This window comes from Metabacillus niabensis (assembly GCF_902829255.1).
In the GTDB taxonomy this organism is placed as follows: Bacteria; Bacillota; Bacilli; order Bacillales; family Bacillaceae; genus Metabacillus; species Metabacillus niabensis.
In genome coordinates this window covers 63,124-85,054 of sequence record NZ_CADEPK010000009.1, presented here as the reverse complement: position 1 = coordinate 85,054, position 21,931 = coordinate 63,124, and the positions used below count along the sequence as shown (strand labels likewise).

Genomic DNA, 21,931 nt, shown 5'->3' with positions numbered 1-21,931 from the left:
CTATTGGTTAAATAGGGGTGCTTTGAGATGACAATTATTCGATTAGGTTATGTTGCGATGAGTATGAATCTACAAAATTGTTCACCTTCCAAAACGATGACTTTTACACAATTTCAAAAAATAAAGGACAGAGAGGCAGCAATTGCAAAGCTTGAAAGAATTGCCCAAATAAATCTTGAGAACTGCCTTCGCTTATTGAAGCATAATGCTGCTCATGACATTCACTTTTTTCGGTTTAGTTCTAAATTAATTCCTTTAGCAAATCATGAAGAGCTTCTTGATTGGGACTATATGGGAAGTTTAATCCCTTCTTTAAAGCGAATTGCTGATTATTTAAAGGAGCATCCTATGAGGGTCGATTTTCATCCAGACCATTTTGTTGTACTTAATTCAACAGATCCATCTATCCTCAAGATGTCTTTAAAGACTTTACAAATGCATGAACGCTTACTAAAGGGGATGGAAATTCCCTCAAGGCACCGATGTGTTTTGCATATAGGTGGTGCCTATAATGATAAGGACAAAGCGTTAGAGCAATTTATCAATAATTGGGGACATATTCCGGTTAAAATTCAGGAGATGTTAATGCTGGAAAATGACGATACTACTTTTCATGTAAATGATGCCTTGTATTTATGTGAAAAGCTAGGGATTCCACAAGTGTTTGATTATCATCATCATTTAGCCTATCATGATGACGAAAACTGGGAGCATAATTGGCAAAGAATTCTTTCGACCTGGAACGGTTCAAGTTTACCACCGAAAATGCATATCTCCAGTCCGAAAAGTGAAAAAGACTTTCGCGCCCATTCTGAGTATGTCGATGACAAAATGTTTATGAAGTTTTTAACAACGATTAAGGGAAGCCTTGATAAGCTTGATTGTATGATTGAAGCAAAGCAAAAAGATAACGCACTCTTTCAGCTTGCAAACGATTTACGCAAGTATTCAGAAATCGAATGGATCGATAAAACAACCTTTAAAATCCATTAAATTATAAAGTTTACATAAAATAGAAAAGGGTAGGGAGCCATTATGATATAATAAATTGAGTTTTTATTGGTTATATCATATGTTATTGGGTGTTTAAAGGGGAGAGTGTCTTGCGAGAATTACCTCGAAATCAAATAAGCTTAAAAGCACTAACTGTTTGGAAAATCAGTGCAGTGATTAGTGCATGTATTTGTTTAATTATCGGCATTGCTATCGGATTCGGTATTTATTTTTTTGAGTTTCCTTTTTGGATTACGGTCGGTTTAGCGGTGGTATGGGTGATTTATTCAATTTTATCAATTTTTATCATCCCTAAGCTGCGACACCGTGTCTGGCGTTATGAAGTTCATGAGCATGAGATTGATCTTCAATACGGTTTTTTCGTTGTCAAACGGGTTCTTATTCCGATGGTAAGAGTACAGCATGTTGATACACATCAAGGTCCTTTATTGAGGAAATACCGTTTAGCCTCCATTGAAATTTCAACAGCTGCTACAACACATGAAATTCCAGCTTTGGATATTAACGAGGCTGAGGTGCTAAGAGATCGAATTTCAAAGCTAGCTAGGGTGACTGATGATGATGTTTGAACCTAAGCGTATTCACCCGGTTGGCATGATATTAAACCTAATCAAGGCGATTAAATCTTATATTGCTTCATTTATTGTTCTATTTTTCGTTGGAGGAAATATAGATTTCAATATCTATTTCTTCCTCGGTATTGTCGCAATTTTTGCCTTCATGCTGTTATCTAGTTTTTTAGAATGGTTAAAATTCAAATATTGGATTGAAGATGGGGAATTTAGAATAGAGCATGGAGTTTTTGTAAAGAAAAAGCGCTATATCCCGATTGAACGGATTCAATCTATTAATATTCGTGCCGGAATTATTCAACAAATCTTCGGACTAGTCAATGTTCAAATAGAAACAGCTAGCGGTGGTATTGAGGCTGAAGCTATCTTAACAGCGATTAAGAAAGAAGATGTACATACTATTGAACAGGCCATTTCAATATATAAAAATGGGGCCTCACTTTCACAAGATGATGAAGAGAAAGAAATTGAACTTCCAACATATAAAATTAGCAAGAAAGAGCTGCTTATTGCAGCATCTACCTCAAGTGGAGTAGGGGTTATTTTATCAGCTATTGCGGCCTTTATATCACAATTTGACGAAATTATCCCATATGAGAAGATATACGAACAGTTTGATTTTTTAGCAAATGCTAGCTTCACAATCTATGCCATTTTAATTTTCATTGCGTTCGTCATTACGTGGATATTAAGCGTTATTGGAGTCTTACTGAAATATGCATATTTTACGGTAACAAAGGATGAAAAGGAAATAAGAATTTCGAAGGGGATATTTGAGAAGCAACAAGTCTCTATTCCAATATCGCGGATTCAAGCAATTAGAATTGTTCAAAATCCATTAAGAGAACTACTGGGCTATTCAACAATTTATATCGAAAGTGCAGGAGGTAGTGCGAGCGATCAAGGACTTTCAACAATACTATTTCCTGTCGTCAATCGAAAAGATGTGCAAATATTGCTTGCTCAGTACCTCCCTTCATTTGCAAACGAGCAAACCGTATACCCTTTGCCTAAAAAATCTTTACAACGATATTTGTTTAGAAAACTATTACCGGCGGTAGTTATTTGCATTCCATTAATTATTGTTTATTTACAGTGGGGATTATTATCAATTGTTTTACTTCCGATAGGCTATTATTGGGGTTACCTTGCCTTTAAAAATGCTGGATGGGTGATTAATGATAATCGACTCCAATTAAGCTTTCGAGTGATTTCGAAAACGACCGTATTAATTCAGCGAAACAAAATACAATCGATGAAAAGTAAAATCTCTTATTTTCAAAGAAGAAATGGGCTGCAAACGATTAGTGTGACAATTAAATCTGGAGTATTGGGTAAATCATTTGTTGTAAAGGATTTAGATGAAAGGGATGCTGATTTGATCGTTGATTGGTACTCTTATTCATAAAGAAGGAAAACAGGCACGAAGACTTTTTCGTGTCTGTTTGTTATGAATACATTCTTCTAATGTAGCTATGAAATCTAATTAAATTGAACGAGAACACCAATTAAGATGAGGATACCAAAAATCATCCATGCAATATGTTTTGCTTTGAATTTATTTATTGAAAAGCTTCGAGACTGTGGACTGTAATATGTTTGATGAACAAACCGGCCGCTTTTTTTGATAAAGAGAGGAGCTATAAGAAAACCGCCAAATAAACCGAATAGATGGGCAACAACATTTGTATTTGAATTAAAAAAGGTCATAATAACACCTATAACTAGGATACTAATAATAACTTGAGAATTTGCTTGGTCAATTAAGCCCTTTCTAAAATAGACAATAAAAAGATAGACTCCGAACAACCCAAATATTGCCCCGGATGCACCTAAATGGGAATAATTGAGCGGTTCAATAAGATAGGTTGCTATGTTTGCGATAATACCGGAAATACAATAGATGAGAATAAATTTAACCTTTTTTAACATTCTTTCTAATGCAGGTGCAAATAAAATGAGAGAGATTGTATTAAAAAATAGATGACTAAAGGTCATGTGAAGAAAAATAGGGGTAATTAACCGCCAATATTCTCCATTTGCAATCCCTGCATTGTAACCGTCTAATAACCCTAAAAAGAGTTGAATAGCTGGAATGGGCAATTGAAATAAAAACCAGAATACAAGATGTATGCAAACAATAAGCGATACGATTGGATACAGGGAAAGGAAAGTGCGGAAATTTTCAGTTCTAGTAAACATTATTCGCCCTCCTGGATTTTGTTAGGTTGTCATCATAATCATTTATATGAAATTTGCCTTTGTTATTAAAAAATGTATGAATCATAAATGGGGAAACTTCTAGTAAATGACTTTATGGTTGAACCACAAAACCTTGTTGTCGTGAATAAACCCACTAATTAAGATCCCAACTTTATACTAACACGAATATGTACAAGTTGGATAAAATAGTACTATAAATGGTTTTGTGGAAGGATGTTACGTTAGATGATAATGGGCATTGGTTTAGATATTATTGAATTAGATAGAATTAGAAGAATTATTGAACGACAGCCTGGATTTATAAAGCGAATTTTAACAATCGGGGAAATTGAGAAGTTTATGACTCTTTCAAAGGAAAGAAAGGTTGAATTTTTAGCAGGACGATTTTCTGTAAAAGAAGCCTTTTCAAAGGCATTAGGTACAGGTATTGGGAAAGAGATAGGATTTTTAGATATTGAGGTCTTGAATGATGAAAGAGGCAAGCCTTTTATCCAGCTGCTAAAGGAAATAGAGGAGCCATTAACGATTCATGTCACGATAACACATACAAGGCAATACGCCGCAGCTCAAGTTATTATAGAAAAATGAAGCTCTAGTAAGATAGATATAGGATTCATTTCACTTTTATTATGAATCAATCCCTAAACTACTTTCTGGACAAAATATCTTGCATATTAGGAAAGTTTGTCTCATATATTTGGTAATGCGATAGGGAAGACAAGTTGTTTTAGAAGTTCATCTTTTAATCTTTGGCTAAGCAAAATAATGTATAACAAGTCTCTTCAGCTGATGAAGGTGAGGTTCTAGCAAAATGATTTCTTCCTTTTTAACGTTATATGAGGCAAAGGGGTTGGACATGTTGAAAAAAAGCTTGGTGTTATTATTAGTAGGGCTTTTAACAGTATTCGTTCTCGCAGCATGTGGCGAGAAATCACAGTCAGATGTAGTTCGGGCGTTAGAAAAGAAGATGGATGAAATGTCAGGGTATAAGGCCAAAGGGAAGATGACGCTTCAAACAGGTAGTGAGCCACAGGAATATGAAATTGAAATATGGTTTAAAGGACCGGAATATTACCGAGTAAATCTTAAAAATTCGCAAAAAGAGCAAAGTCAAATGATTTTGCGTAATGATGAAGGTGTGTTTGTGTTAACTCCGGCATTAAACAAAAGCTTCCGTTTCCAAAGTGAATGGCCGCAAAACAGTAGTCAAGCCTACCTTTATGAATCATTAATTAAAGATATTGTGAATGACCCGGAAGCTACTTTTAGTGCAGCGGAAAACAAATATGTGTTTGAAACTAAAACGAACTATCAAAATAATAAAATGCTGCCTACACAAGAGATTACCTTTAATAAAAAAGATCTATCACCATCTAGTGTGAAAGTGATGGATACAGATAAAAATCCACTTGTTATTGTTGAATTTACGAAATTTGAATTTAATGCATCATTTGACGATAACTCATTCGATGTCGAAAAGAATATGTCTAGTGCGCAAATTGAAGTCCCAACAATGGCATCTGGCGACAATGAGTCATTTGCTGTTAAGTATCCTTTAGAAATGCCAGAAGGATTCTCATTAGTTGAAGAAAATGAAGTGAAAACTGAAAATGGCAAACGAGTTATTGCTACTTTTGAAGGAAATGAAAAATCATTTACTTTAATTCAGGAAAGTGCTGAAATAGCTGCACCAGCTTCAGCCTCAACATCAACATATGTGAACGGTCAACCGACAGATTTAGGATTCACAATTGGAGCGATGTCTGATACAACATTGACGTGGACTCATGACGGTGTTGACTACATGTTAGCGTCTGAAGATTTATCAGAGGATGAAATGCTTATGGTAGCAAAATCAATCCAAGGTCAGGCGGCAAAATAATCATTCGGGTGGCAAAGTCCACCCGTTCTTTCATTTATCCTTTTGGATGTAAGTGGAAGGAACCTTCCTCAATTGCTTATTGTAGTGGAGTAACCTATTAAACTAAGAGCTACGTATCAAATTTTTAAATCTTTGTAAAATCCTTCTATTTTTCCCTCGAAACTATTTGACAATTTTGCATTGTAATCAAATAATAAATGTTGTAGTAAAGTCAGGCTGAGGAAGTGTAATTGTAAATGCAGCAAGAATTTTATCGAGATACGTGGGTTGATATTGATTTAGATGCAATTTCACATAATGTTAAGTCAATGAAAGAGCATGTTGGTAAAAATGTTAAAGTTATTGCAGTTGTTAAGGCAAATGCTTATGGTCATGGCTCCGTTCAGGTAGCAAAAACTGCTATAAAATCTGGAGCATCCATGTTAGCTGTAGCATTTCTTGATGAAGCGATCGCGTTGCGTAACAGTGGGATTGAGGCGCCGATTTTAATCCTCGGTGCAACAAGAGCAAGTGCTATCCAGTTGGCTATTAAGTATGATATTACATTAACGGTGTTTTCTTTAGATTGGCTTGTTGAAGCATCGCAATATATTCAAGAGGGTACTGTGAAAATTCACGTCAAATTAGATACGGGAATGAGTCGATTAGGAGTAAGGGAAGAAAAAAGCCTTTTAGCGATATTCGACTATGTAAAAACATCCTCGTGTTTTCATATTGAAGGAATTTATACTCATTTTGCAACAGCAGATGAGAAAGACGTCACATATTTTAATGAACAATATGAGAAATTCGATGAGTTTTTAGAACTAATTCCACACGATGAATTACTTGTTCATTGTGGGAATAGTGCAACAGGACTGCGGTTTCCAGAGAAGGTATATAATGCTGTAAGACTTGGCATCTCCATGTACGGCTTAACACCTTCACTTGAAATAAAGGATGAATTGCCATATACACTTAAAGAGGCTTTTTCTTTAAAAACCAAATTAGTGAATGTTAAGAAGGTTCCAAAGGGAACAAAAGTAAGCTATGGTGCAACATATGAAGCGAAATCAGAGGAATGGATTGGGACGATTCCAATTGGATATGCCGATGGTTGGATTAGGGCCTTAAGGGATGTAGATGTACTTGTAGCAGGTCAACGGGCTCCATTGGTTGGGCGAATTTGTATGGATCAATGTATGATCAAGTTGCCATATGAGTTACCAATTGGTGAAACAGTCACACTAATTGGTAGACAAAATAATGAAAAAATCTCTGTTGATGAAATTGCAAGTCATTTAAATACAATAAATTATGAAATAACATGTATGATCTCTATGAGAGTGCCGCGAATTTTTTGGGAAAATGGACAGAAAATCAGTGTAGATAATCCGATCATAAATAACCTTTAACATAAAAACCTAAACTGATCTAAATGTTCCAAATAAAATGAATAAATAACATGTATATGTCGATAATAGAGAAGGGTTAACAAACAAGGTTGTTGAATAATAAAATAGTTCATTATGGTTCTTGCTTTTTATTGTAGACTGGCTAACCACCGCACTTTGCTTATAATCTTCATATGTTAAAGTCAAAGTGAAGATATCCAAGGTAAATAAGCCAATCATGAATAGAGGGTAATGAATTCCTTTGTTTTGATTGGCTTATTTATCTGTGGTTAGTGTTTTTGTTCAATCTTTCTTATTAGCTGAAAACGGACGTTTAGTCACAAATCTTTTTTAGCAAAGGATTATTTAAAGTTTTTTATTTTCCAGTGCACCCCCTAGCATACAAAGAACACACAATCCTCCTTATGATAAGCTAACATCGAAAAGATCGCTCTTCGTGTTTTTATCTCAGATGGATTGCTCTGGTTCATTCTCGATGACCAAACGGTTCCACTTTTCTAGGGAAAATGCTTTGCTTATTGGGAAGTAAATGTTATTATTAAACTTGGAATGAATTATAGGATGGTAAGTTTTGTGGAGGTGTGTGTTTGTGTCTGAATCCAGCGCAACAACAGAAATCTTAATTCAGTTACCTCAAGCATTAGTTTCAGAATTAGATGGACTGGTTAAACAGGAAAACGGAAACAGAAACGAGCTTATTTATCAAGCAACAAAGATGTATATTCGTGAGCGTAAAATGCGCCATATTCGCGAATCTATGAGACGTGGTTACATGGAAATGGCGAAAATTAATTTAAATATTGCATCTGAAGCATTTCTGGCAGAATCTGAGGCTGATCATACCGTTGAACGCTTAGTAAGCGGGGGTTAATCATTTGATTGTTAAACGCGGCGACGTATATTTTGCTGATCTTTCCCCTGTTGTAGGCTCGGAGCAAGGTGGCGTACGTCCTGTATTAATTATTCAAAATGATATCGGAAACCGCTTTAGTCCTACAGTTATTATAGCGGCAATAACGGCCCAAATTCAAAAAGCAAAATTGCCAACTCATGTTGAGATTGATGCAAAGCGTTACGGATTTGAACGGGATTCAGTAATACTCCTTGAACAGATTCGAACGATTGATAAGCAAAGGCTAACAGATAAAATTACCCATCTTGACGATGAAATGATGGATAAGGTGGACGAAGCCTTACAGATAAGCTTAGGACTCATTGATTTTTAGGGAAAAATAAATTTAGTTACAATAAAGAAAAAGGTTGCTGAACTGGCAACCTTTTTTATTTATACTAATTTAAGATATGATACCTTGAAATGTAAGAATAGAAAAAATTATAAGCTATTTAGCGTATTTCTTTTTCTAGAATAAAATCGATATAATGAAGAGGAAACAAAGTGGTTTTACATTATAGGGGAGATTAATATGCAGGAATCATTAAACCCGTTATATAAATTTATTCTTATTAATAAAAATGAAATTTTAAATAATTGGGTAAACGTAATGGAAGAAACCGTGTTACTAAAAGCATCAAATCCCAATAACTCTGAAGTGATTTTTACTATTTATAATGAATATATCAATATAGTAGTCCAGTATTTACAAAACCCAAAAGAAGATATGGTTAGCACAATCAGTGATTTTTCAAAAAAAATTGTGCAAATAGGGTGGTCATTACAGCTAGTTTCCATGAGCCTAATAGAATTTAACAAAATCTTATTTGATTTGATGACAATAGATCAATCAGATGAAGAAAAAATGAAGCTTGTATTTGATTTCGATAAATGGTTAACACCTCTGAATTATGAGGTACTTAATCAATATGCCGAGTCGTGGGAAAAAATTGTAGCACTTCAAAAACTAGCATTAAAAGAATTATCAGCACCATTAATACCAATTTTTGATAATATTAGTGTTCTTCCGTTAGTTGGGACGATTGATACAGAGCGAGCAAGGAACATTATGGAGAATTTGCTATTTGGTGTCGTTAAGCATCGCTCAGAGGTTGTATTAATAGATATTACTGGTGTTCCGATTGTTGATACGATGGTGGCTCATCACATCATTCAAGCTTCTGAAGCGGTTAGACTCGTCGGTGCTAAATGTTTACTCGTAGGAATTAGGCCTGAAATAGCCCAAACGATCGTAAACCTTGAGATTGATTTAAGAAAAATCATTACGAAAAACAGCTTACAAGCTGGCATTGAATATGCACTACAATTAACGAATCGTAAAATTGTTACATTGGGGGATAGAAAATGAACACCAGAATACCGATTTTAAAATTAGGAAATTGTTTACTCATTTCAATTCAATGGGAGCTTGATGATCAAACTGCACTTCAATTCCAAGAGGACTTATTACATAGAATATATGAAACTGGTGCAAACGGAGTAGTGATTGATTTAACGTCACTAGATGTCATTGACTCCTTTATTGCGAAAGTACTTGGGGATGTAATAAATATGTCAAAATTAATGGGAGCAAAGGTTGTGTTAACGGGGATACAGCCTGCTGTAGCAATCACTTTAATTGAACTTGGGATTCAGCTAGAGGGAGTGCAAACAGCTTTAGATTTAGAAAAAGGCCTCGAAACATTACGGCGGGAGTTGGGGGAGTAAGCATGGAGAACCAATCCTGTGTGAAGATTACCACTGAGTGGGATATTGTGGCGGCACGTCAATTAGGACGTAGCGCAGCAAAAGAGATCGGTTTCGGTCCGGTAGATCAAGCAAGAATTACAACAGCGATATCAGAACTAGCCCGTAATATTTACTTATATGCAGGACGTGGTGAAATACAAATTGAACTTATTGAGCAAAATGGCAAAAAAGGATTGAAGATAATCGCGGATGATAAAGGTCCTGGAATACAAGATATTCGCCAAGTTATGGAGGATGGTTATTCGACATCAGGTGGGTTAGGTGCTGGGTTACCTGGTGTTAAGCGCTTAATGGATAATTTTGATATTAACTCCGAGGTTGGAATTGGTACAACGATTCATGCGGTGAAATGGTTGCGGTAGGAGGGGTTGAATGGATTTTAGACATTTTTTAGAGGAAAAGTATGTAAGTCTTTTAAGAAATTACATAAATAATCAAACGGAAACAGCTTTGTATCAGGGACAAAAGTTTAGTAGAAAATCGATTGAGCACCAAGTACCCCCTGAGGAAATTATTAGTACACATCGTAAAGCTCTTCAGGAATTATATCCGCAAATCCAGAGTGAAGTCCTCACCTCTTTGGACTTTTTACTAGAGGTCATGATGGGGTATGGCTTAGCTTATCAAGAGCATCAAAGTTTACGAGATCAACAATTAGAAATTAAGTCAGAAATTCAAATCGCTGCAAATGTTCAACGTTCCTTATTAGAAACATCTATACCACATGTAGATTCATTAGATATAGGAGTTATAAGTGTTCCTGCCAAGCAGATGAACGGAGATTTTCATCACTTTGTACAGGATGATGAGGCAATAAGTGTTGCAGTAGCTGATGTGATTGGGAAAGGGATTCCTGCGGCACTTTGTATGTCGATGATTAAGTATGCGATGGATAGCTTGCCAGAATCACGAAAAAGCCCAAATCAGGTTTTAGAAAATTTAAATAGAGTTGTTGAGAGAAATGTAGACCCAAGCATGTTTATTACGATGTTTTATGGAATGTATAACATTGAAAAACATATATTTACATATGCATCTGCTGGTCATGAGCCAGGCTTTTATTATTTCGCAGAGACGGATACATTTGAGGATTTAAACTCAAAAGGACTTGTTTTAGGTGTAAATAAACAAGTAACGTATGAGCGGTATGAAAGACAAATTGAAGTGGGAGATATGATTGTATTATTGACTGATGGAGTAACTGAATTAAGAACGGAAAGTGGTTTTGTTGAAAGGTCGTTTATCACCAGCTTAATACAAAAATATAAACATTATTCTTCGCAGAAATTAGTGGAAAAAATATTTAAACATTTTGAAAAGATGCAGGACTTTCAATTAAGGGATGACTTTACTTTAATAATACTAAGAAGAGTGGTTTAATCTATTGATTTTTCGGGTATGGAAAGGATACAAAAGCTCTTTCTGAGGTGAAGAAGGATGGACATTAAAATTGAAATTACGAATAATAGTGATGAAACGAATATATCGATTACAGGTGAAATTGATGTATATACAGCTCCAAAATTGAGGGAGTCAATTTTCCCGCTTGCACAAATGCCGAATCCTTCTATTGTTGTAAGTCTTGCAAATGTTTCTTATATGGATAGTACAGGATTAGGAGTGTTTATCGGTTTGTTAAAAATGGTTAGAAAAAATGAAGGTCAGCTCAGACTAATTGAGCTGTCAGAACGATTGGTACGCTTATTTAGAATAACAGGCTTAAATGACATCATTGATATATCTTCTAAATCAAAGGGTGGAGTACAATGAATCAATTAGTGGATTATATAGAAATGAGGATTCCCGCAAAGCCAGAGTATGTAGGAATTATACGATTAACCCTTTCAGGAATTGCCAGTAGAATGGGATATTCATATGATGAAATTGAGGATTTAAAAATTGCCACTAGTGAAGCGTGTACAAACGCAGTACAGCATGCCTACAAACATGATGAGGGTGGAGATATTGTTGTAGGGTTTGGCCTTTATGAAGATCGCCTGGAGGTAATCATTGCAGACGATGGTAACAGCTTTGATTTTGAACAAGTGAAAAGTGAACTCGGCCCCTTTTCTGCTTCAAGTCCTATAGATCAGCTGCCTGAAGGTGGATTAGGTCTGTATTTGATGGAAACGCTTATGGATGAAGTCCGTATCCTTGATAAATCAGGTGTTACAGTCTTCATGATTAAGTATTTAAGTGAGGGGCGAATCAAACATGGCGCAACCATCTCAAACTTCGAAGCTAACTAAAGAGGACATAAATAAGCTCATCTTACAATTTCAACAGAATGAAGAAGAAATGGCTCAAACTGTTCTTGTTGAATACTATTCGGGCTTAGTCGATACGTTAGCGAAAAAGTATTCTAAAGGGAAAGGGTTCCATGAAGACTTAAAGCAAGTGGGGATTATTGGATTGCTAGGGGCGATTCGGAGGTATGATCCTTCTATTGGAAAGCCATTTGAGGCTTTTGCGATTCCAACGATTATCGGAGAAATAAAACGATTTCTTAGAGATAAAACATGGAGTGTCCATGTGCCAAGACGGATCAAGGAATTAGGACCGAAAATGAAAGCCGCGGTTGATGCTTTAACAAATGAAAAGCAACGCTCTCCTAGAGTCGAAGAGATAGCAGAGTATTTGGATGTTACAGAAGAAGAAGTGTTAGAAACGATGGAAATGAGTAAAAGTTATCATGCTTTATCTGTTGATCATCCAATCGATGCTGATGCCGAAGGAAGTACGGTGACAATTCTTGATATAGTAGGTGCGGAAGATCAAGGCTATGAAAAGGTAAATCAAAGGCTCATGTTAGAAAGTGTTCTTCATGTTTTAACAGAACGTGAAAAGGAAATTATTGATTATACGTTTATTATGAATAAAAGCCAAAAGGAGACGGGCAAAAAGCTGGGGATTTCGCAAATGCATGTTTCGCGGATACAGAGGAGGGCTATCCAAAAATTGAAAGAAGCGATCGATGGAGATTTGTTTAACTCGGAGATGGAAAAATGATAATTCAGGAGTCAAATAGTTTTGTTCGGACGTTAGCATATCAAATACCTAAACAAGGAAAGGATTGCTGTGGGGATAGTTTTTTTCTAAAGGCAACAGATGAATATTTGATTTGTGCCTTGGCTGACGGACTAGGAAGTGGTGAACGTGCAAATGAGTCATCCTCTGCGATAAGTACGTTAGTTGAAGAGAAACATGATGAAAAAGTTGAAGTGTTAATTGAGCTATGTAATAAGGAATTAAAAAATAAACGTGGCGCAACAGTTTCTATATTAAAGATAGAATTCCAGACAAAGCAGTTCACATATAGCTCAGTAGGTAATATTCGCTTTGTTTTTTCTTTGCCCTCAGGCTCATATATTTATCCGATACCGATTTTAGGATATTTATCAGGGAAACCCCAGAAATATCGCACTCAAACGTATTCCTATGAACAAGGGTCTAAATTTATCATTTATACAGATGGTCTTGTATTACCTGCTGTTAAAGCATTGTTAGAAAAAAGCCATTCTGTTGAGGAATTATCACAATCCTTGAAACAGTATACAAACAATCGTAATGATGATTTAACCTATATAGTCGGTCAACTATTTTAGTATTAGGAATGGTTGAACGGCTTTTATTTTTATTTAATCGTAGCTCTTAGCAGCAGATTAGCGAATTATCCTCTCTAAGTGCTTAGGTGGAATGAAAGGTAAGGAGCAAATTTTTGGCTTTAGGCTTACTAAGTCCACTGTTTTCCTTTGTTTGGAAAACGAATTTAAGATAAAATGATATGAGAATGCTGAAATATATTGGAGGCTTATGATGATCGATAAACAGGATTATATCATGCAACATATTAGTAAAGAGCTTTCTATAAATGTAAAACAAATAGCGAATGTTATATCGTTATTAGAGGAAGGGAATACAGTTCCGTTTATAGCTAGATATCGGAAAGAGCAAACTGGTGCACTTGATGAGGTGCAAATTCGCGATATTTCAGAAAAGTGGACATACATACAGAATTTAGAGAATCGTAAAGAGGAAGTCCTTCGCTTAATAGAAGAACAAGGAAAACTAACAGAACAGCTTGCTGCAGAAATAAAAAGCGCAATGAAGCTTCAACAAGTTGAAGATTTATATCGACCATACAAACAAAAAAGACGTACTAAAGCAACGGTTGCAAAGGAAAAGGGATTAGAACCGCTTGCTAAGTGGATTTTACAATTGCCAACTGAAGGAGATGTTTTTGATAAGGCAAAGGAATTTATAAATGAAGAAAAAGAGGTTCACACGGCTGAAGAGGCAATACAAGGTGCAAAGGACATTATTGCTGAGCAAATTTCTGATGAGCCAAAGTACCGTCAATGGATTCGCGATGTGACATTTAGAAAAGGGAAAATAGCTTCTGTCGTAAAAGATGAAGAAAAAGATGAGAAAAATGTTTACGAAATGTATTACGAATATGAAGAGCCTATCTTAAAAATTGTTCCGCATCGTGTGCTTGCGATAAATCGTGGTGAGAAAGAAGAAATTCTTCGCGTATCAATATTGCCACCTTATGAGCAAATCGTAGAATATCTTCAGAAGCAGGAACTGAATAAAGCGACGATAGTGAGGGATCTTATCGTTGAAACAATTGAAGATGCGTATAAAAGGTTAATTCAGCCTTCAATTGAAAGAGAAATACGAAAAGAGTTATCTGAAAAAGCAGAGGACCGTGCCATTCATATTTTCTCTGAAAATCTAAGAAATCTATTATTACAGCCGCCTTTAAAAGGAAAAATGGTATTAGGTGTAGACCCTGCATATCGGACAGGCTGTAAATTAGCAGTAGTTGACCAAACGGGGAAAATGCTACATATCGGTGTTGTATATCCACATCCGCCAGTAAATAAAACAGAACAAGCAAAGACTACTGTCATAGAGATTCTTAAAAAATATAATATTGAAGTAATAGCAATCGGAAATGGAACAGCGTCAAGAGAAACAGAACAATTTATCTCTGATATTTTAAAAGATAGCAAAAGTGAAGCCTCATATTTAATTGTTAACGAGGCAGGTGCAAGTGTATATTCTGCATCTGATTTAGCGAGAGAGGAATTCCCTGACCTTCAAGTAGAGGAACGAAGTGCAGTTTCTATTGCGCGAAGATTGCAGGATCCTTTAGCAGAGCTAGTGAAAATTGACCCGAAATCAGTTGGAGTTGGCCAATATCAACATGATGTTTCTCAAAAGAAGCTAAATGAATCATTAACATTTGTTGTTGAGACTGTAGTTAACCAAGTTGGAGTTAACGTCAATACCGCATCGTCTTCATTGCTTCAATATGTTGCTGGCCTTAGTAAATCGGTAGCAAATAATATTGTAAAAAGAAGAGAAGAGCTTGGTGGGTTCTCCAATCGTAAGCAATTAAAGGACATACCAAGACTAGGTGCAAAAACATACGAACAGTGTATAGGTTTCTTAAGGGTGTTAGAAGGTGATCAACCTTTAGATCGTACAAGTATCCATCCTGAGCATTACAATGAGGTGAAGAAACTACTAAAGCAACTTGGTGTAACAGAGTCAGATTTAGGTAGTGATAAATTAAAGGAACAAGTAAAAAACCTGAATTTAAAAGAAACCTCATCAATACTTGAAATTGGTGAATTAACTTTAAAAGATATATGTGATGCGCTTATTCGTCCTGAAAGAGATCCGCGCGATGATGTTCCTAAGCCGCTATTAAAGAAGGATGTTCTGAAGCTGGAGGACCTTAAGGAAGGTATGGAGCTCCAAGGAACGGTACGTAATGTTGTAGATTTTGGAGCATTTATTGATGTCGGAGTAAAACAGGACGGACTTGTTCATATATCAAAGTTAAGTAATAGCTTTGTTAAACATCCACTAGATATCGTATCTGTTGGTGATGTTGTAACGGTATGGGTAGATAGCGTTGATTTTAAAAAAGGAAGAGTAGCATTAACAATGGTAAAAGAATAAAAAGAAACACTGCCTACGAGCAGTGTTTTTCTCTATAGAAAAACCAACACTGATTAAGTAATCTGATTTGATATCGATTTTTTTCTAAGAAAGCACGTCGCATTTGGCTTTGTAACCATGAGGGCATTGCTCATACCTCCTTATCCATTATAATGGAGTATGGGTGTTTATAATGTATGCATAAGACTAGGCTGATGTTACTAAAAAAGTGAGGAAATAATTTTGGATGATAAAAAGCTGCAACAACTAGTTGAGGAAATTTCATTAAGGTTTTTTAATAAAAAATTTACCCACAAAGCAACATTCAATAAAAGACTTAGAACTACTGGTGGACGTTACATATTGAATACCCACAACATAGATATTAATCCGAAATATTTAGAAGAGCACGGACTTGATGAAGTGATAGGTATTATTAAACATGAGCTCTGTCATTATCATCTTCATATAGAAGGAAAAGGATATAAGCATCGTGACAACGATTTTAGAGATTTGTTAAAGAAGGTTGGTGCACCAAGATTTTGTACACCTTTAAAATCCGAACCCAAAAGCGTGAGAAAAATCCTTAAATATCAATGTAAAAGCTGTCAGCAAATATTTAATCGGAAGAAAAAAGTGGATACGACTAAATATGTATGCGGGAAATGTGGTGGGAAAATCTATCTGATGAAATAGGGTTGACGAAAGAGGTAAAGCTATGATAAATTATAAAAGCCGTCGCTGATGGCATGTAATTGAATAAAAAATAGATAGTATTGACATGATAAGTGATACTAACTATAATAAAAGAAGTCTTTTATATTGTTCCGCAGTAGCTCAGTGGTAGAGCTATCGGCTGTTAACCGATCGGTCGTAGGTTCGAGTCCTACCTGCGGAGCCATATGGGGAAGTACTCAAGTGGCTGAAGAGGCGCCCCTGCTAAGGGTGTAGGTCGTGTAAGCGGCGCGAGGGTTCAAATCCCTCCTTCTCCGCCATACATTATGGCCCGTTGGTCAAGCGGTTAAGACACCGCCCTTTCACGGCGGTAACACGGGTTCGAATCCCGTACGGGTCATTTTTCATATGTGGAATCTAATAGGAAGTGGACATATCTTATTTCCATGATTCGTCCACCTCCTATTTATTTCCTTGATTTCGTTTGGTCCGGTAGTTCAGTTGGTTAGAATGCCTGCCTGTCACGCAGGAGGTCGCGGGTTCGAGTCCCGTCCGGACCGCCATTTTACTTTTTGGCAATAATTACAACTTGAAGTTGTAGTTGAGACGTGGTATTATATAATTCTTGTTGTTTAATTTACTCAAAACATAATATTCGATGGGCTATAGCCAAGTGGTAAGGCAACGGACTTTGACTCCGTCACTCGTTGGTTCGAATCCAGCTAGCCCAGCCATTTTTATTTTTTGTTTAAAATACTATATTTCATTATTGTAATGAGCCATTAGCTCAGTTGGTAGAGCACGTTCGAGTAAGCTGCGAAGCGAAACATCAGCGCACAAATCGAGCTTCTACTTGAATAAACATACTGAGATTTGGGCGTCGGTTACAAGTAGTAAAAAGAATAGTAGTACTCATTGATAAAATGAGCCATTAGCTCAGTTGGTAGAGCATCTGACTTTTAATCAGAGGGTCGAAGGTTCGAGTCCTTCATGGCTCACCATTTACACACCTTGCGGGTGTGGCGGAATTGGCAGACGCGCTAGACTTAGGATCTAGTGTCCTTGTGACGTGGGGGTTCAAGTCCCTTCACCCGCACCATTGATTCGTTCGCGGTCGTGGCGGAATGGCAGACGCGCTAGGTTGAGGGCCTAGTGGGGGCAACCCCGTGGAGGTTCAAGTCCTCTCGGCCGCACCAAAATAAATCAAAAAAATCCTTGACTTTACGTATTCTACTTGATATAATATTCTAGTCGCTTTAAAACGATATAAATTGCGCCCGTAGCTCAATTGGATAGAGCGTTTGACTACGGATCAAAAGGTTAGGGGTTCGACTCCTCTCGGGCGCGCCATAATAACGGGAAGTAGCTCAGCTTGGTAGAGCACTTGGTTTGGGACCAAGGGGTCGCAGGTTCGAATCCTGTCTTCCCGACCATCTTTTAAAATCATTTGGGGCCTTAGCTCAGCTGGGAGAGCGCCTGCTTTGCACGCAGGAGGTCAGCGGTTCGATCCCGCTAGGCTCCACCAAGTAATTTAATATAATAATCAATATGGCGGCGTAGCTCAGCTGGCTAGAGCGTACGGTTCATACCCGTGAGGTCGTGGGTTCGATCCCCTCCGCCGCTACCATATTGTGGACCTTTAGCTCAGCTGGTTAGAGCAGACGGCTCATAACCGTCCGGTCGTAGGTTCGAGTCCTACAAGGTCCACCATATCTTAAATAATTCAAATGGAGGAATACCCAAGTCCGGCTGAAGGGATCGGTCTTGAAAACCGACAGGGGTGTCAAAGCCCGCGGGGGTTCGAATCCCCCTTCCTCCTCCAGATTATTTTTAGATAAATAATTTACTTTCTATTATCGCGGGGTGGAGCAGTCTGGTAGCTCGTCGGGCTCATAACCCGAAGGTCGCAGGTTCAAATCCTGTCCCCGCAACCAATTAAGTTAAAATTAAATGGTCCGGTAGTTCAGTTGGTTAGAATGCCTGCCTGTCACGCAGGAGGTCGCGGGTTCGAGTCCCGTCCGGACCGCCATTTAGTTTTAAAAATAATTATGGCTCGGTAGCTCAGTTGGTAGAGCACGCTCGAATAAACTGCGAAGCATTACATCAGCGCACACGTCGAGCAACATCTTGAATCATCTTTCTGAGATGTGGCGATGGACTGTTCTCAAAGAGTGAATACACACAAAGTAAGCAATAAATATTTAATACTTGAAAAGCAAGATGATAGTAAGTAGAAAACTACTTTTCAAATAATGGCTCGGTAGCTCAGTTGGTAGAGCAATGGACTGAAAATCCATGTGTCGGCGGTTCGATTCCGTCCCGAGCCACCTTTCACTTAAATTGTTAATCCATATGGCGGCTGTGGCGAAGTGGTTAACGCATCGGATTGTGGTTCCGACATTCGTGGGTTCGATTCCCATCAGCCGCCCCATCTTTATATTGCGGGTGTAGTTTAGTGGTAAAACCTCAGCCTTCCAAGCTGATGATGAGGGTTCGATTCCCTTCACCCGCTCCAAGTAAATGGGCCTATAGCTCAGCTGGTTAGAGCGCACGCCTGATAAGCGTGAGGTCGATGGTTCAAGTCCATTTAGGCCCACCATTTCTATTATTCCGCAGTAGCTCAGTGGTAGAGCTATCGGCTGTTAACCGATCGGTCGTAGGTTCGAATCCTACCTGCGGAGCCATATGGGGAAGTACTCAAGTGGCTGAAGAGGCGCCCCTGCTAAGGGTGTAGGTCGTGTAAGCGGCGCGAGGGTTCAAATCCCTCCTTCTCCGCCATTGCGATACATATATTTTTTGGCCCGTTGGTCAAGCGGTTAAGACACCGCCCTTTCACGGCGGTAACACGGGTTCGAATCCCGTACGGGTCATAAAAAAACACTACAAATATGTAGTGTTTTTTATTTTGTCTTTCATAAGCTACGTTAAAGTTGCCCCTATTAAATTTCCATTTACTCAAAAATTCTACAGTTCTAGTATTAATGAACAAAAGCTCTCTTACATCCTCTTAATATGATATGAAATGAGATTCATCTTTCCATATAGTTCAATAAAGCAAAGAAGATAAACTAGATTTTAAATTTCTATCATTTGATGGGAACACTTATTATTAGTATTATTGATTTAATTAGTCTATTAATATGAAATAAGTCATAGTTCATTCTTTTACTTCTATCATACAGAACTTTCTCAAAAACCTCTAGAGCTTTTAGAACAGGTCATGTAGCTATTAATATATGAACAAATAGCTCATCCTTTAACAAAAATTAATAATATCATTATACCCATGGATATTTCTGCTAGTCATTGTTATGAAAAAAATATTAAAAAAGTTAAAAACATGTCTTTTTTAAAAATGGACATAGTATAAATGGAGGTGTCCTAACATGGCAGAAGACAAAGAATTAAAAGAACATGTTGACAAGGATGACAAGAGGTTAGAGCAAAATAACATAGAGCCTAAAATGTCACAAGTAAGCAAGGTCGTTACAACAGGGTTGTTTGGCGGGATTTTTTGGAGTTTCATTGCTTATATTGCATTTGTATTAAATTTTATTGAAATTAGTCCTAAGCTTATTTTACAACCGATTGCTTTAGGTAGTTGGAAAAATCATACTCTTGGTGAGTTTATTGGCATTATCCTTATAGGCTTAATTTCTATCGGTGTTGCATTTGTTTATTATGCTGTATTTAAACGATTTCGTTCGATGTGGATAGGGATTTTATATGGTGCAATCTTATGGGGAATTGTTTTTTTTATCCTTAATCCGATGTTTCCCGATTTAAAAGAAATTTTTGAATTGTCAAGAGGTACAATCGTAACTTCCGTTTGCATTTATATACTGTATGGATTATTTGTTGGGTATTCAATTTCCTTTGATTATAATGAATTAACAGCTGCTGATAAGAGCATAAAATGAAATCATAGTACCTTACTGTAGAGATATGATAGAATGTTCATAAACTGAACATTCTTTTTTCTAGTTTAAAAATATTTTTGGAATGAGGTGAGGAAATTGAAGTTTTTAGTGCTTAATGGACCAAATTTAAACCTGTTAGGGCTAAGGGAGCCAGGAATATACGGTTCGAAGACTTTAACAGATTTAGAACAGGATTTACTGGCATTTGCTGAAAATGAGCAAATAGAAATCGTTTGTTTCCAATCTAATCATGAAGGTGATTTAATCGACGCGATTCATGAAGCTGTGAATCAATACGATGGAATCGTGATAAATCCTGGAGCTTTTACACATTATAGTTATGCAATTCGTGATGCGATTGCAAGTATTCAATTACCTGTAATTGAAGTACATATATCAAATGTTCATACTCGGGAAGAATTTCGTCATACATCTGTTACAGCACCTGTTACAATGGGACAGATTATTGGGTTAGGCTTTATAGGATATATCCTTGCTATACGAGCATTAATGGATAAAGTAGGAGGGAAACAAGGATGAAATTAGATAAGATTCGTAATCGGTTTAAAGAGCTATCGATTGATGGCTTGTTAATTACAAGTGAATATAATCGTAGATACATGACAGGCTTTACTGGAACTTCAGGTATAGCTTTAATTTCAGAAGATAAAGCCGTTTTTATGACAGATTTTCGCTACACTGAGCAGGCGGCAAAGCAAGTAAAAGAATATGAAATTGTTCAGCATACAGGCCCCTTAAGTGAAGAGGTTGCTCAGCTTGTAAGTAAGTTAGGGATAAAAAAGCTTGGCTTTGAGCAGGATCATCTTACATATCAGGAGTATTCAAACTATAAAAAGGTGTTAAATTCAGTTGAATTTATTCCTGTATCAGGAGCTGTAGAAAAGTTACGCTTGATTAAGTCTCCAGCAGAGATTAAGATATTAAAGGAAGCAGCAGAGATTGCAGATGCAGCATATAAACATATTTTAACTTTCGTAAAACCTGGAGTAAGGGAAATTGACGTATCAAATGAACTTGAATTTTTTATGAGAAAAAATGGTGCTGTGTCTTCGTCCTTTGATATCATCGTTGCGTCTGGTTATCGTTCCGCATTACCGCACGGTGTCGCGAGTGAAAAAGAAATCGAAAAAGGCGATTTTGTTACGTTAGATTTTGGTGCATACTACAAAGGGTATTGCTCAGATATTACGAGAACATTTGCTGTTGGGCAGCCAAGTGATGAATTGAAAAAGATTTATTCAATCGTTCTTGAGGCACAACTCCGTGGGATGAAGGGTATAAAACCAGGTATGACAGGAAAAGAGGCGGATGCTTTAACTCGCGATTATATTTCTGAACATGGTTATGGAGAATATTTTGGTCATTCAACAGGACATGGGCTTGGTATGGAAGTTCATGAAGGGCCAGCATTGTCTTATCGCTCAGACACTATTCTTCAACCAGGTATGGTTGTAACAGTTGAACCAGGTATCTATATACCAGATCTTGGTGGGGTAAGAATAGAGGATGATACAGTTATTACGGAAAATGGAAATGAATCATTAACACATTCTTCAAAAGAATTAATTATTTTATAATCGGTAGGGAAGACTTGTTCTTTACATATAAATTTT

Annotated in this window: 22 protein-coding genes, 23 tRNA genes and 1 pseudogene; 44 read left to right on the top strand and 2 right to left on the bottom strand. The window is 36.9% G+C overall.

The annotated features are described in order from the left end of the window. Positions 1-27 precede the first annotated feature (27 nt). From uvsE to HU235_RS02100, 3 genes are all read left to right on the top strand, one after another. Positions 28-993, top strand: coding sequence for a UV DNA damage repair endonuclease UvsE (gene uvsE / locus HU235_RS02110; protein WP_174879218.1), 966 nt, complete (start codon positions 28-30; stop codon positions 991-993). Between the two features lie 110 nt (positions 994-1,103). Then, on the top strand, positions 1,104-1,583 hold the full coding sequence (locus HU235_RS02105; RefSeq protein ID WP_174879217.1) for a PH domain-containing protein: 480 nt from the start codon (positions 1,104-1,106) through the stop codon (positions 1,581-1,583). Further along, positions 1,573-2,994, top strand: coding sequence for a PH domain-containing protein (locus HU235_RS02100; RefSeq protein ID WP_170944469.1), 1,422 nt, complete (start codon positions 1,573-1,575; stop codon positions 2,992-2,994). Before HU235_RS02105 ends, HU235_RS02100 begins: the two co-directional genes overlap by 11 nt. Positions 2,995-3,197: 203 nt before the next feature. On the opposite strand, the pseudogene HU235_RS02095 reads toward HU235_RS02100, so the two are convergent. Next, positions 3,198-3,788: pseudogene (locus tag HU235_RS02095) on the bottom strand (rhomboid family intramembrane serine protease); the annotation flags it as partial. A gap of 246 nt (positions 3,789-4,034) precedes the next feature. On the opposite strand from HU235_RS02095, the gene acpS reads away from it, so the two are divergent. The 14 genes from acpS to HU235_RS02025 all read left to right on the top strand — a co-directional run bounded on the left by acpS (position 4,035) and on the right by HU235_RS02025 (position 15,723). Beyond that, positions 4,035-4,397, top strand: coding sequence for a holo-ACP synthase (gene acpS / locus HU235_RS02090; protein ID WP_095302517.1), 363 nt, complete (start codon positions 4,035-4,037; stop codon positions 4,395-4,397). A gap of 271 nt (positions 4,398-4,668) precedes the next feature. Beyond that, positions 4,669-5,691 (top strand): outer membrane lipoprotein-sorting protein, encoded by a 1,023-nt coding sequence (locus HU235_RS02085; RefSeq protein WP_174879215.1) that lies wholly within the window; start codon positions 4,669-4,671, stop codon positions 5,689-5,691. A gap of 236 nt (positions 5,692-5,927) precedes the next feature. Next, positions 5,928-7,085: an alanine racemase gene (gene alr, locus HU235_RS02080; RefSeq protein WP_095302518.1), complete on the top strand. Its 1,158-nt coding sequence runs from the start codon at positions 5,928-5,930 to the stop codon at positions 7,083-7,085. Positions 7,086-7,674: 589 nt separating this feature from the next. Then, complete coding sequence (locus HU235_RS02075) at positions 7,675-7,956, top strand: CopG family ribbon-helix-helix protein (RefSeq protein WP_095302519.1); 282 nt, start codon at positions 7,675-7,677, stop codon at positions 7,954-7,956. 4 nt (positions 7,957-7,960) lie between these two features. After that, entirely contained in the window at positions 7,961-8,311 is a 351-nt protein-coding gene (gene ndoA, locus HU235_RS02070) for a type II toxin-antitoxin system endoribonuclease NdoA (protein WP_026562078.1), read from the top strand. Between the two features lie 198 nt (positions 8,312-8,509). Beyond that, complete coding sequence (locus HU235_RS02065; protein WP_095302520.1) at positions 8,510-9,346, top strand: STAS domain-containing protein; 837 nt, start codon at positions 8,510-8,512, stop codon at positions 9,344-9,346. Continuing rightward, the gene (locus HU235_RS02060; protein WP_095302521.1) at positions 9,343-9,705 is read left to right on the top strand and encodes an STAS domain-containing protein; all 363 of its coding nucleotides are present in this window, start codon (positions 9,343-9,345) and stop codon (positions 9,703-9,705) included. Before HU235_RS02065 ends, HU235_RS02060 begins: the two co-directional genes overlap by 4 nt. Before the next feature lie 2 nt (positions 9,706-9,707). Continuing rightward, positions 9,708-10,109, top strand: coding sequence for an anti-sigma regulatory factor (locus HU235_RS02055; protein WP_095302522.1), 402 nt, complete (start codon positions 9,708-9,710; stop codon positions 10,107-10,109). A 10-nt stretch (positions 10,110-10,119) separates the two neighbouring features. Beyond that, entirely contained in the window at positions 10,120-11,127 is a 1,008-nt protein-coding gene (locus HU235_RS02050) for a PP2C family protein-serine/threonine phosphatase (protein ID WP_095302523.1), read from the top strand. 57 nt (positions 11,128-11,184) lie between these two features. Next, positions 11,185-11,517, top strand: a complete 333-nt coding sequence (locus tag HU235_RS02045) for an anti-sigma factor antagonist (protein ID WP_095302524.1) — start codon at positions 11,185-11,187, stop codon at positions 11,515-11,517. Then, a complete protein-coding gene (rsbW, locus tag HU235_RS02040) occupies positions 11,514-11,996 on the top strand; it encodes an anti-sigma B factor RsbW (RefSeq protein WP_095302525.1) in 483 nt (160 codons plus the stop codon). Before HU235_RS02045 ends, rsbW begins: the two co-directional genes overlap by 4 nt. Continuing rightward, complete coding sequence (sigB, locus tag HU235_RS02035; protein ID WP_095302526.1) at positions 11,962-12,756, top strand: RNA polymerase sigma factor SigB; 795 nt, start codon at positions 11,962-11,964, stop codon at positions 12,754-12,756. The genes rsbW and sigB overlap by 35 nt, the downstream gene beginning before the upstream one ends. Beyond that, the gene (locus HU235_RS02030; RefSeq protein WP_145583632.1) at positions 12,753-13,352 is read left to right on the top strand and encodes a PP2C family serine/threonine-protein phosphatase; all 600 of its coding nucleotides are present in this window, start codon (positions 12,753-12,755) and stop codon (positions 13,350-13,352) included. The genes sigB and HU235_RS02030 overlap by 4 nt, the downstream gene beginning before the upstream one ends. A 235-nt stretch (positions 13,353-13,587) precedes the next feature. After that, positions 13,588-15,723, top strand: coding sequence for a Tex family protein (locus tag HU235_RS02025; RefSeq protein WP_370877286.1), 2,136 nt, complete (start codon positions 13,588-13,590; stop codon positions 15,721-15,723). A 13-nt stretch (positions 15,724-15,736) separates the two neighbouring features. Here the strand turns inward: HU235_RS02025 and cmpA are convergent, their stop codons facing one another. Further along, on the bottom strand, positions 15,737-15,850 hold the full coding sequence (gene cmpA / locus HU235_RS02020; protein WP_095302529.1) for a cortex morphogenetic protein CmpA: 114 nt from the start codon (positions 15,848-15,850) through the stop codon (positions 15,737-15,739). Positions 15,851-15,945: 95 nt separating this feature from the next. On the opposite strand from cmpA, the gene HU235_RS02015 reads away from it, so the two are divergent. The 27 genes from HU235_RS02015 to HU235_RS01885 all read left to right on the top strand — a co-directional run bounded on the left by HU235_RS02015 (position 15,946) and on the right by HU235_RS01885 (position 21,895). Then, complete coding sequence (locus HU235_RS02015) at positions 15,946-16,398, top strand: SprT family protein (RefSeq protein ID WP_095302530.1); 453 nt, start codon at positions 15,946-15,948, stop codon at positions 16,396-16,398. A 130-nt stretch (positions 16,399-16,528) separates the two neighbouring features. Then, positions 16,529-16,603: transfer RNA gene (locus HU235_RS02010), tRNA-Asn, on the top strand. A 3-nt stretch (positions 16,604-16,606) separates the two neighbouring features. Continuing rightward, positions 16,607-16,697 (top strand) — tRNA-Ser (locus tag HU235_RS02005). Between the two features lie 8 nt (positions 16,698-16,705). Beyond that, positions 16,706-16,777, top strand: a tRNA-Glu gene (locus HU235_RS02000). Between the two features lie 86 nt (positions 16,778-16,863). Continuing rightward, a tRNA-Asp gene (locus HU235_RS01995) sits at positions 16,864-16,940 on the top strand. Positions 16,941-17,036: 96 nt separating this feature from the next. Next, positions 17,037-17,111, top strand: a tRNA-Gln gene (locus HU235_RS01990). Between the two features lie 191 nt (positions 17,112-17,302). Continuing rightward, positions 17,303-17,378: transfer RNA gene (locus tag HU235_RS01985), tRNA-Lys, on the top strand. 12 nt (positions 17,379-17,390) lie between these two features. Next, positions 17,391-17,476 (top strand) — tRNA-Leu (locus HU235_RS01980). 11 nt (positions 17,477-17,487) lie between these two features. Beyond that, positions 17,488-17,573, top strand: a tRNA-Leu gene (locus HU235_RS01975). Between the two features lie 77 nt (positions 17,574-17,650). Next, positions 17,651-17,727, top strand: a tRNA-Arg gene (locus tag HU235_RS01970). Positions 17,728-17,733: 6 nt separating this feature from the next. After that, positions 17,734-17,810, top strand: a tRNA-Pro gene (locus tag HU235_RS01965). Between the two features lie 16 nt (positions 17,811-17,826). Continuing rightward, a tRNA-Ala gene (locus HU235_RS01960) sits at positions 17,827-17,902 on the top strand. Positions 17,903-17,927: 25 nt separating this feature from the next. After that, positions 17,928-18,004, top strand: a tRNA-Met gene (locus HU235_RS01955). A 6-nt stretch (positions 18,005-18,010) separates the two neighbouring features. Continuing rightward, positions 18,011-18,087, top strand: a tRNA-Ile gene (locus HU235_RS01950). A 19-nt stretch (positions 18,088-18,106) separates the two neighbouring features. Further along, positions 18,107-18,199: transfer RNA gene (locus tag HU235_RS01945), tRNA-Ser, on the top strand. A gap of 35 nt (positions 18,200-18,234) precedes the next feature. Continuing rightward, positions 18,235-18,311, top strand: a tRNA-Met gene (locus tag HU235_RS01940). A gap of 18 nt (positions 18,312-18,329) precedes the next feature. After that, positions 18,330-18,406 (top strand) — tRNA-Asp (locus HU235_RS01935). Between the two features lie 225 nt (positions 18,407-18,631). Next, positions 18,632-18,704, top strand: a tRNA-Phe gene (locus HU235_RS01930). Positions 18,705-18,732: 28 nt separating this feature from the next. Further along, positions 18,733-18,808 (top strand) — tRNA-His (locus HU235_RS01925). 10 nt (positions 18,809-18,818) lie between these two features. Continuing rightward, positions 18,819-18,892: transfer RNA gene (locus HU235_RS01920), tRNA-Gly, on the top strand. A gap of 7 nt (positions 18,893-18,899) precedes the next feature. Beyond that, positions 18,900-18,976 (top strand) — tRNA-Ile (locus HU235_RS01915). A 10-nt stretch (positions 18,977-18,986) separates the two neighbouring features. Continuing rightward, a tRNA-Asn gene (locus HU235_RS01910) sits at positions 18,987-19,061 on the top strand. A gap of 3 nt (positions 19,062-19,064) precedes the next feature. Continuing rightward, positions 19,065-19,155 (top strand) — tRNA-Ser (locus HU235_RS01905). 20 nt (positions 19,156-19,175) lie between these two features. Then, positions 19,176-19,247 (top strand) — tRNA-Glu (locus HU235_RS01900). 516 nt (positions 19,248-19,763) lie between these two features. Next, a complete protein-coding gene (locus HU235_RS01895; RefSeq protein ID WP_095299867.1) occupies positions 19,764-20,297 on the top strand; it encodes a YqhR family membrane protein in 534 nt (177 codons plus the stop codon). A gap of 96 nt (positions 20,298-20,393) precedes the next feature. After that, the gene (gene aroQ / locus HU235_RS01890; protein ID WP_095299868.1) at positions 20,394-20,837 is read left to right on the top strand and encodes a type II 3-dehydroquinate dehydratase; all 444 of its coding nucleotides are present in this window, start codon (positions 20,394-20,396) and stop codon (positions 20,835-20,837) included. Next, positions 20,834-21,895: a M24 family metallopeptidase gene (locus HU235_RS01885; RefSeq protein ID WP_174879213.1), complete on the top strand. Its 1,062-nt coding sequence runs from the start codon at positions 20,834-20,836 to the stop codon at positions 21,893-21,895. The genes aroQ and HU235_RS01885 overlap by 4 nt, the downstream gene beginning before the upstream one ends. Positions 21,896-21,931 lie beyond the last annotated feature (36 nt).

What these genes read in the sequence shown, in the direction of transcription:
- sigB (WP_095302526.1), top strand. Translation starts at nt 11,962, where the DNA reads ATGGCGCAACCATCTCAAACTTCGAAGCTAACTAAAGAGGACATAAAT.
- HU235_RS02055 (WP_095302522.1), top strand. Translation starts at nt 9,708, where the DNA reads ATGGAGAACCAATCCTGTGTGAAGATTACCACTGAGTGGGATATTGTG.
- HU235_RS02030 (WP_145583632.1), top strand. Translation starts at nt 12,753, where the DNA reads ATGATAATTCAGGAGTCAAATAGTTTTGTTCGGACGTTAGCATATCAA.
- HU235_RS02025 (WP_370877286.1), top strand. Translation starts at nt 13,588, where the DNA reads ATGCAACATATTAGTAAAGAGCTTTCTATAAATGTAAAACAAATAGCG.
- uvsE (WP_174879218.1), top strand. Translation starts at nt 28, where the DNA reads ATGACAATTATTCGATTAGGTTATGTTGCGATGAGTATGAATCTACAA.
- HU235_RS02065 (WP_095302520.1), top strand. Translation starts at nt 8,510, where the DNA reads ATGCAGGAATCATTAAACCCGTTATATAAATTTATTCTTATTAATAAA.
- rsbW (WP_095302525.1), top strand. Translation starts at nt 11,514, where the DNA reads ATGAATCAATTAGTGGATTATATAGAAATGAGGATTCCCGCAAAGCCA.
- acpS (WP_095302517.1), top strand. Translation starts at nt 4,035, where the DNA reads ATGATAATGGGCATTGGTTTAGATATTATTGAATTAGATAGAATTAGA.
- alr (WP_095302518.1), top strand. Translation starts at nt 5,928, where the DNA reads ATGCAGCAAGAATTTTATCGAGATACGTGGGTTGATATTGATTTAGAT.
- HU235_RS02100 (WP_170944469.1), top strand. Translation starts at nt 1,573, where the DNA reads ATGATGTTTGAACCTAAGCGTATTCACCCGGTTGGCATGATATTAAAC.
- HU235_RS02050 (WP_095302523.1), top strand. Translation starts at nt 10,120, where the DNA reads ATGGATTTTAGACATTTTTTAGAGGAAAAGTATGTAAGTCTTTTAAGA.
- HU235_RS02045 (WP_095302524.1), top strand. Translation starts at nt 11,185, where the DNA reads ATGGACATTAAAATTGAAATTACGAATAATAGTGATGAAACGAATATA.
- cmpA (WP_095302529.1), bottom strand. Translation starts at nt 15,850, where the DNA reads ATGCCCTCATGGTTACAAAGCCAAATGCGACGTGCTTTCTTAGAAAAA.
- HU235_RS01895 (WP_095299867.1), top strand. Translation starts at nt 19,764, where the DNA reads ATGGCAGAAGACAAAGAATTAAAAGAACATGTTGACAAGGATGACAAG.
- HU235_RS01885 (WP_174879213.1), top strand. Translation starts at nt 20,834, where the DNA reads ATGAAATTAGATAAGATTCGTAATCGGTTTAAAGAGCTATCGATTGAT.
- HU235_RS02060 (WP_095302521.1), top strand. Translation starts at nt 9,343, where the DNA reads ATGAACACCAGAATACCGATTTTAAAATTAGGAAATTGTTTACTCATT.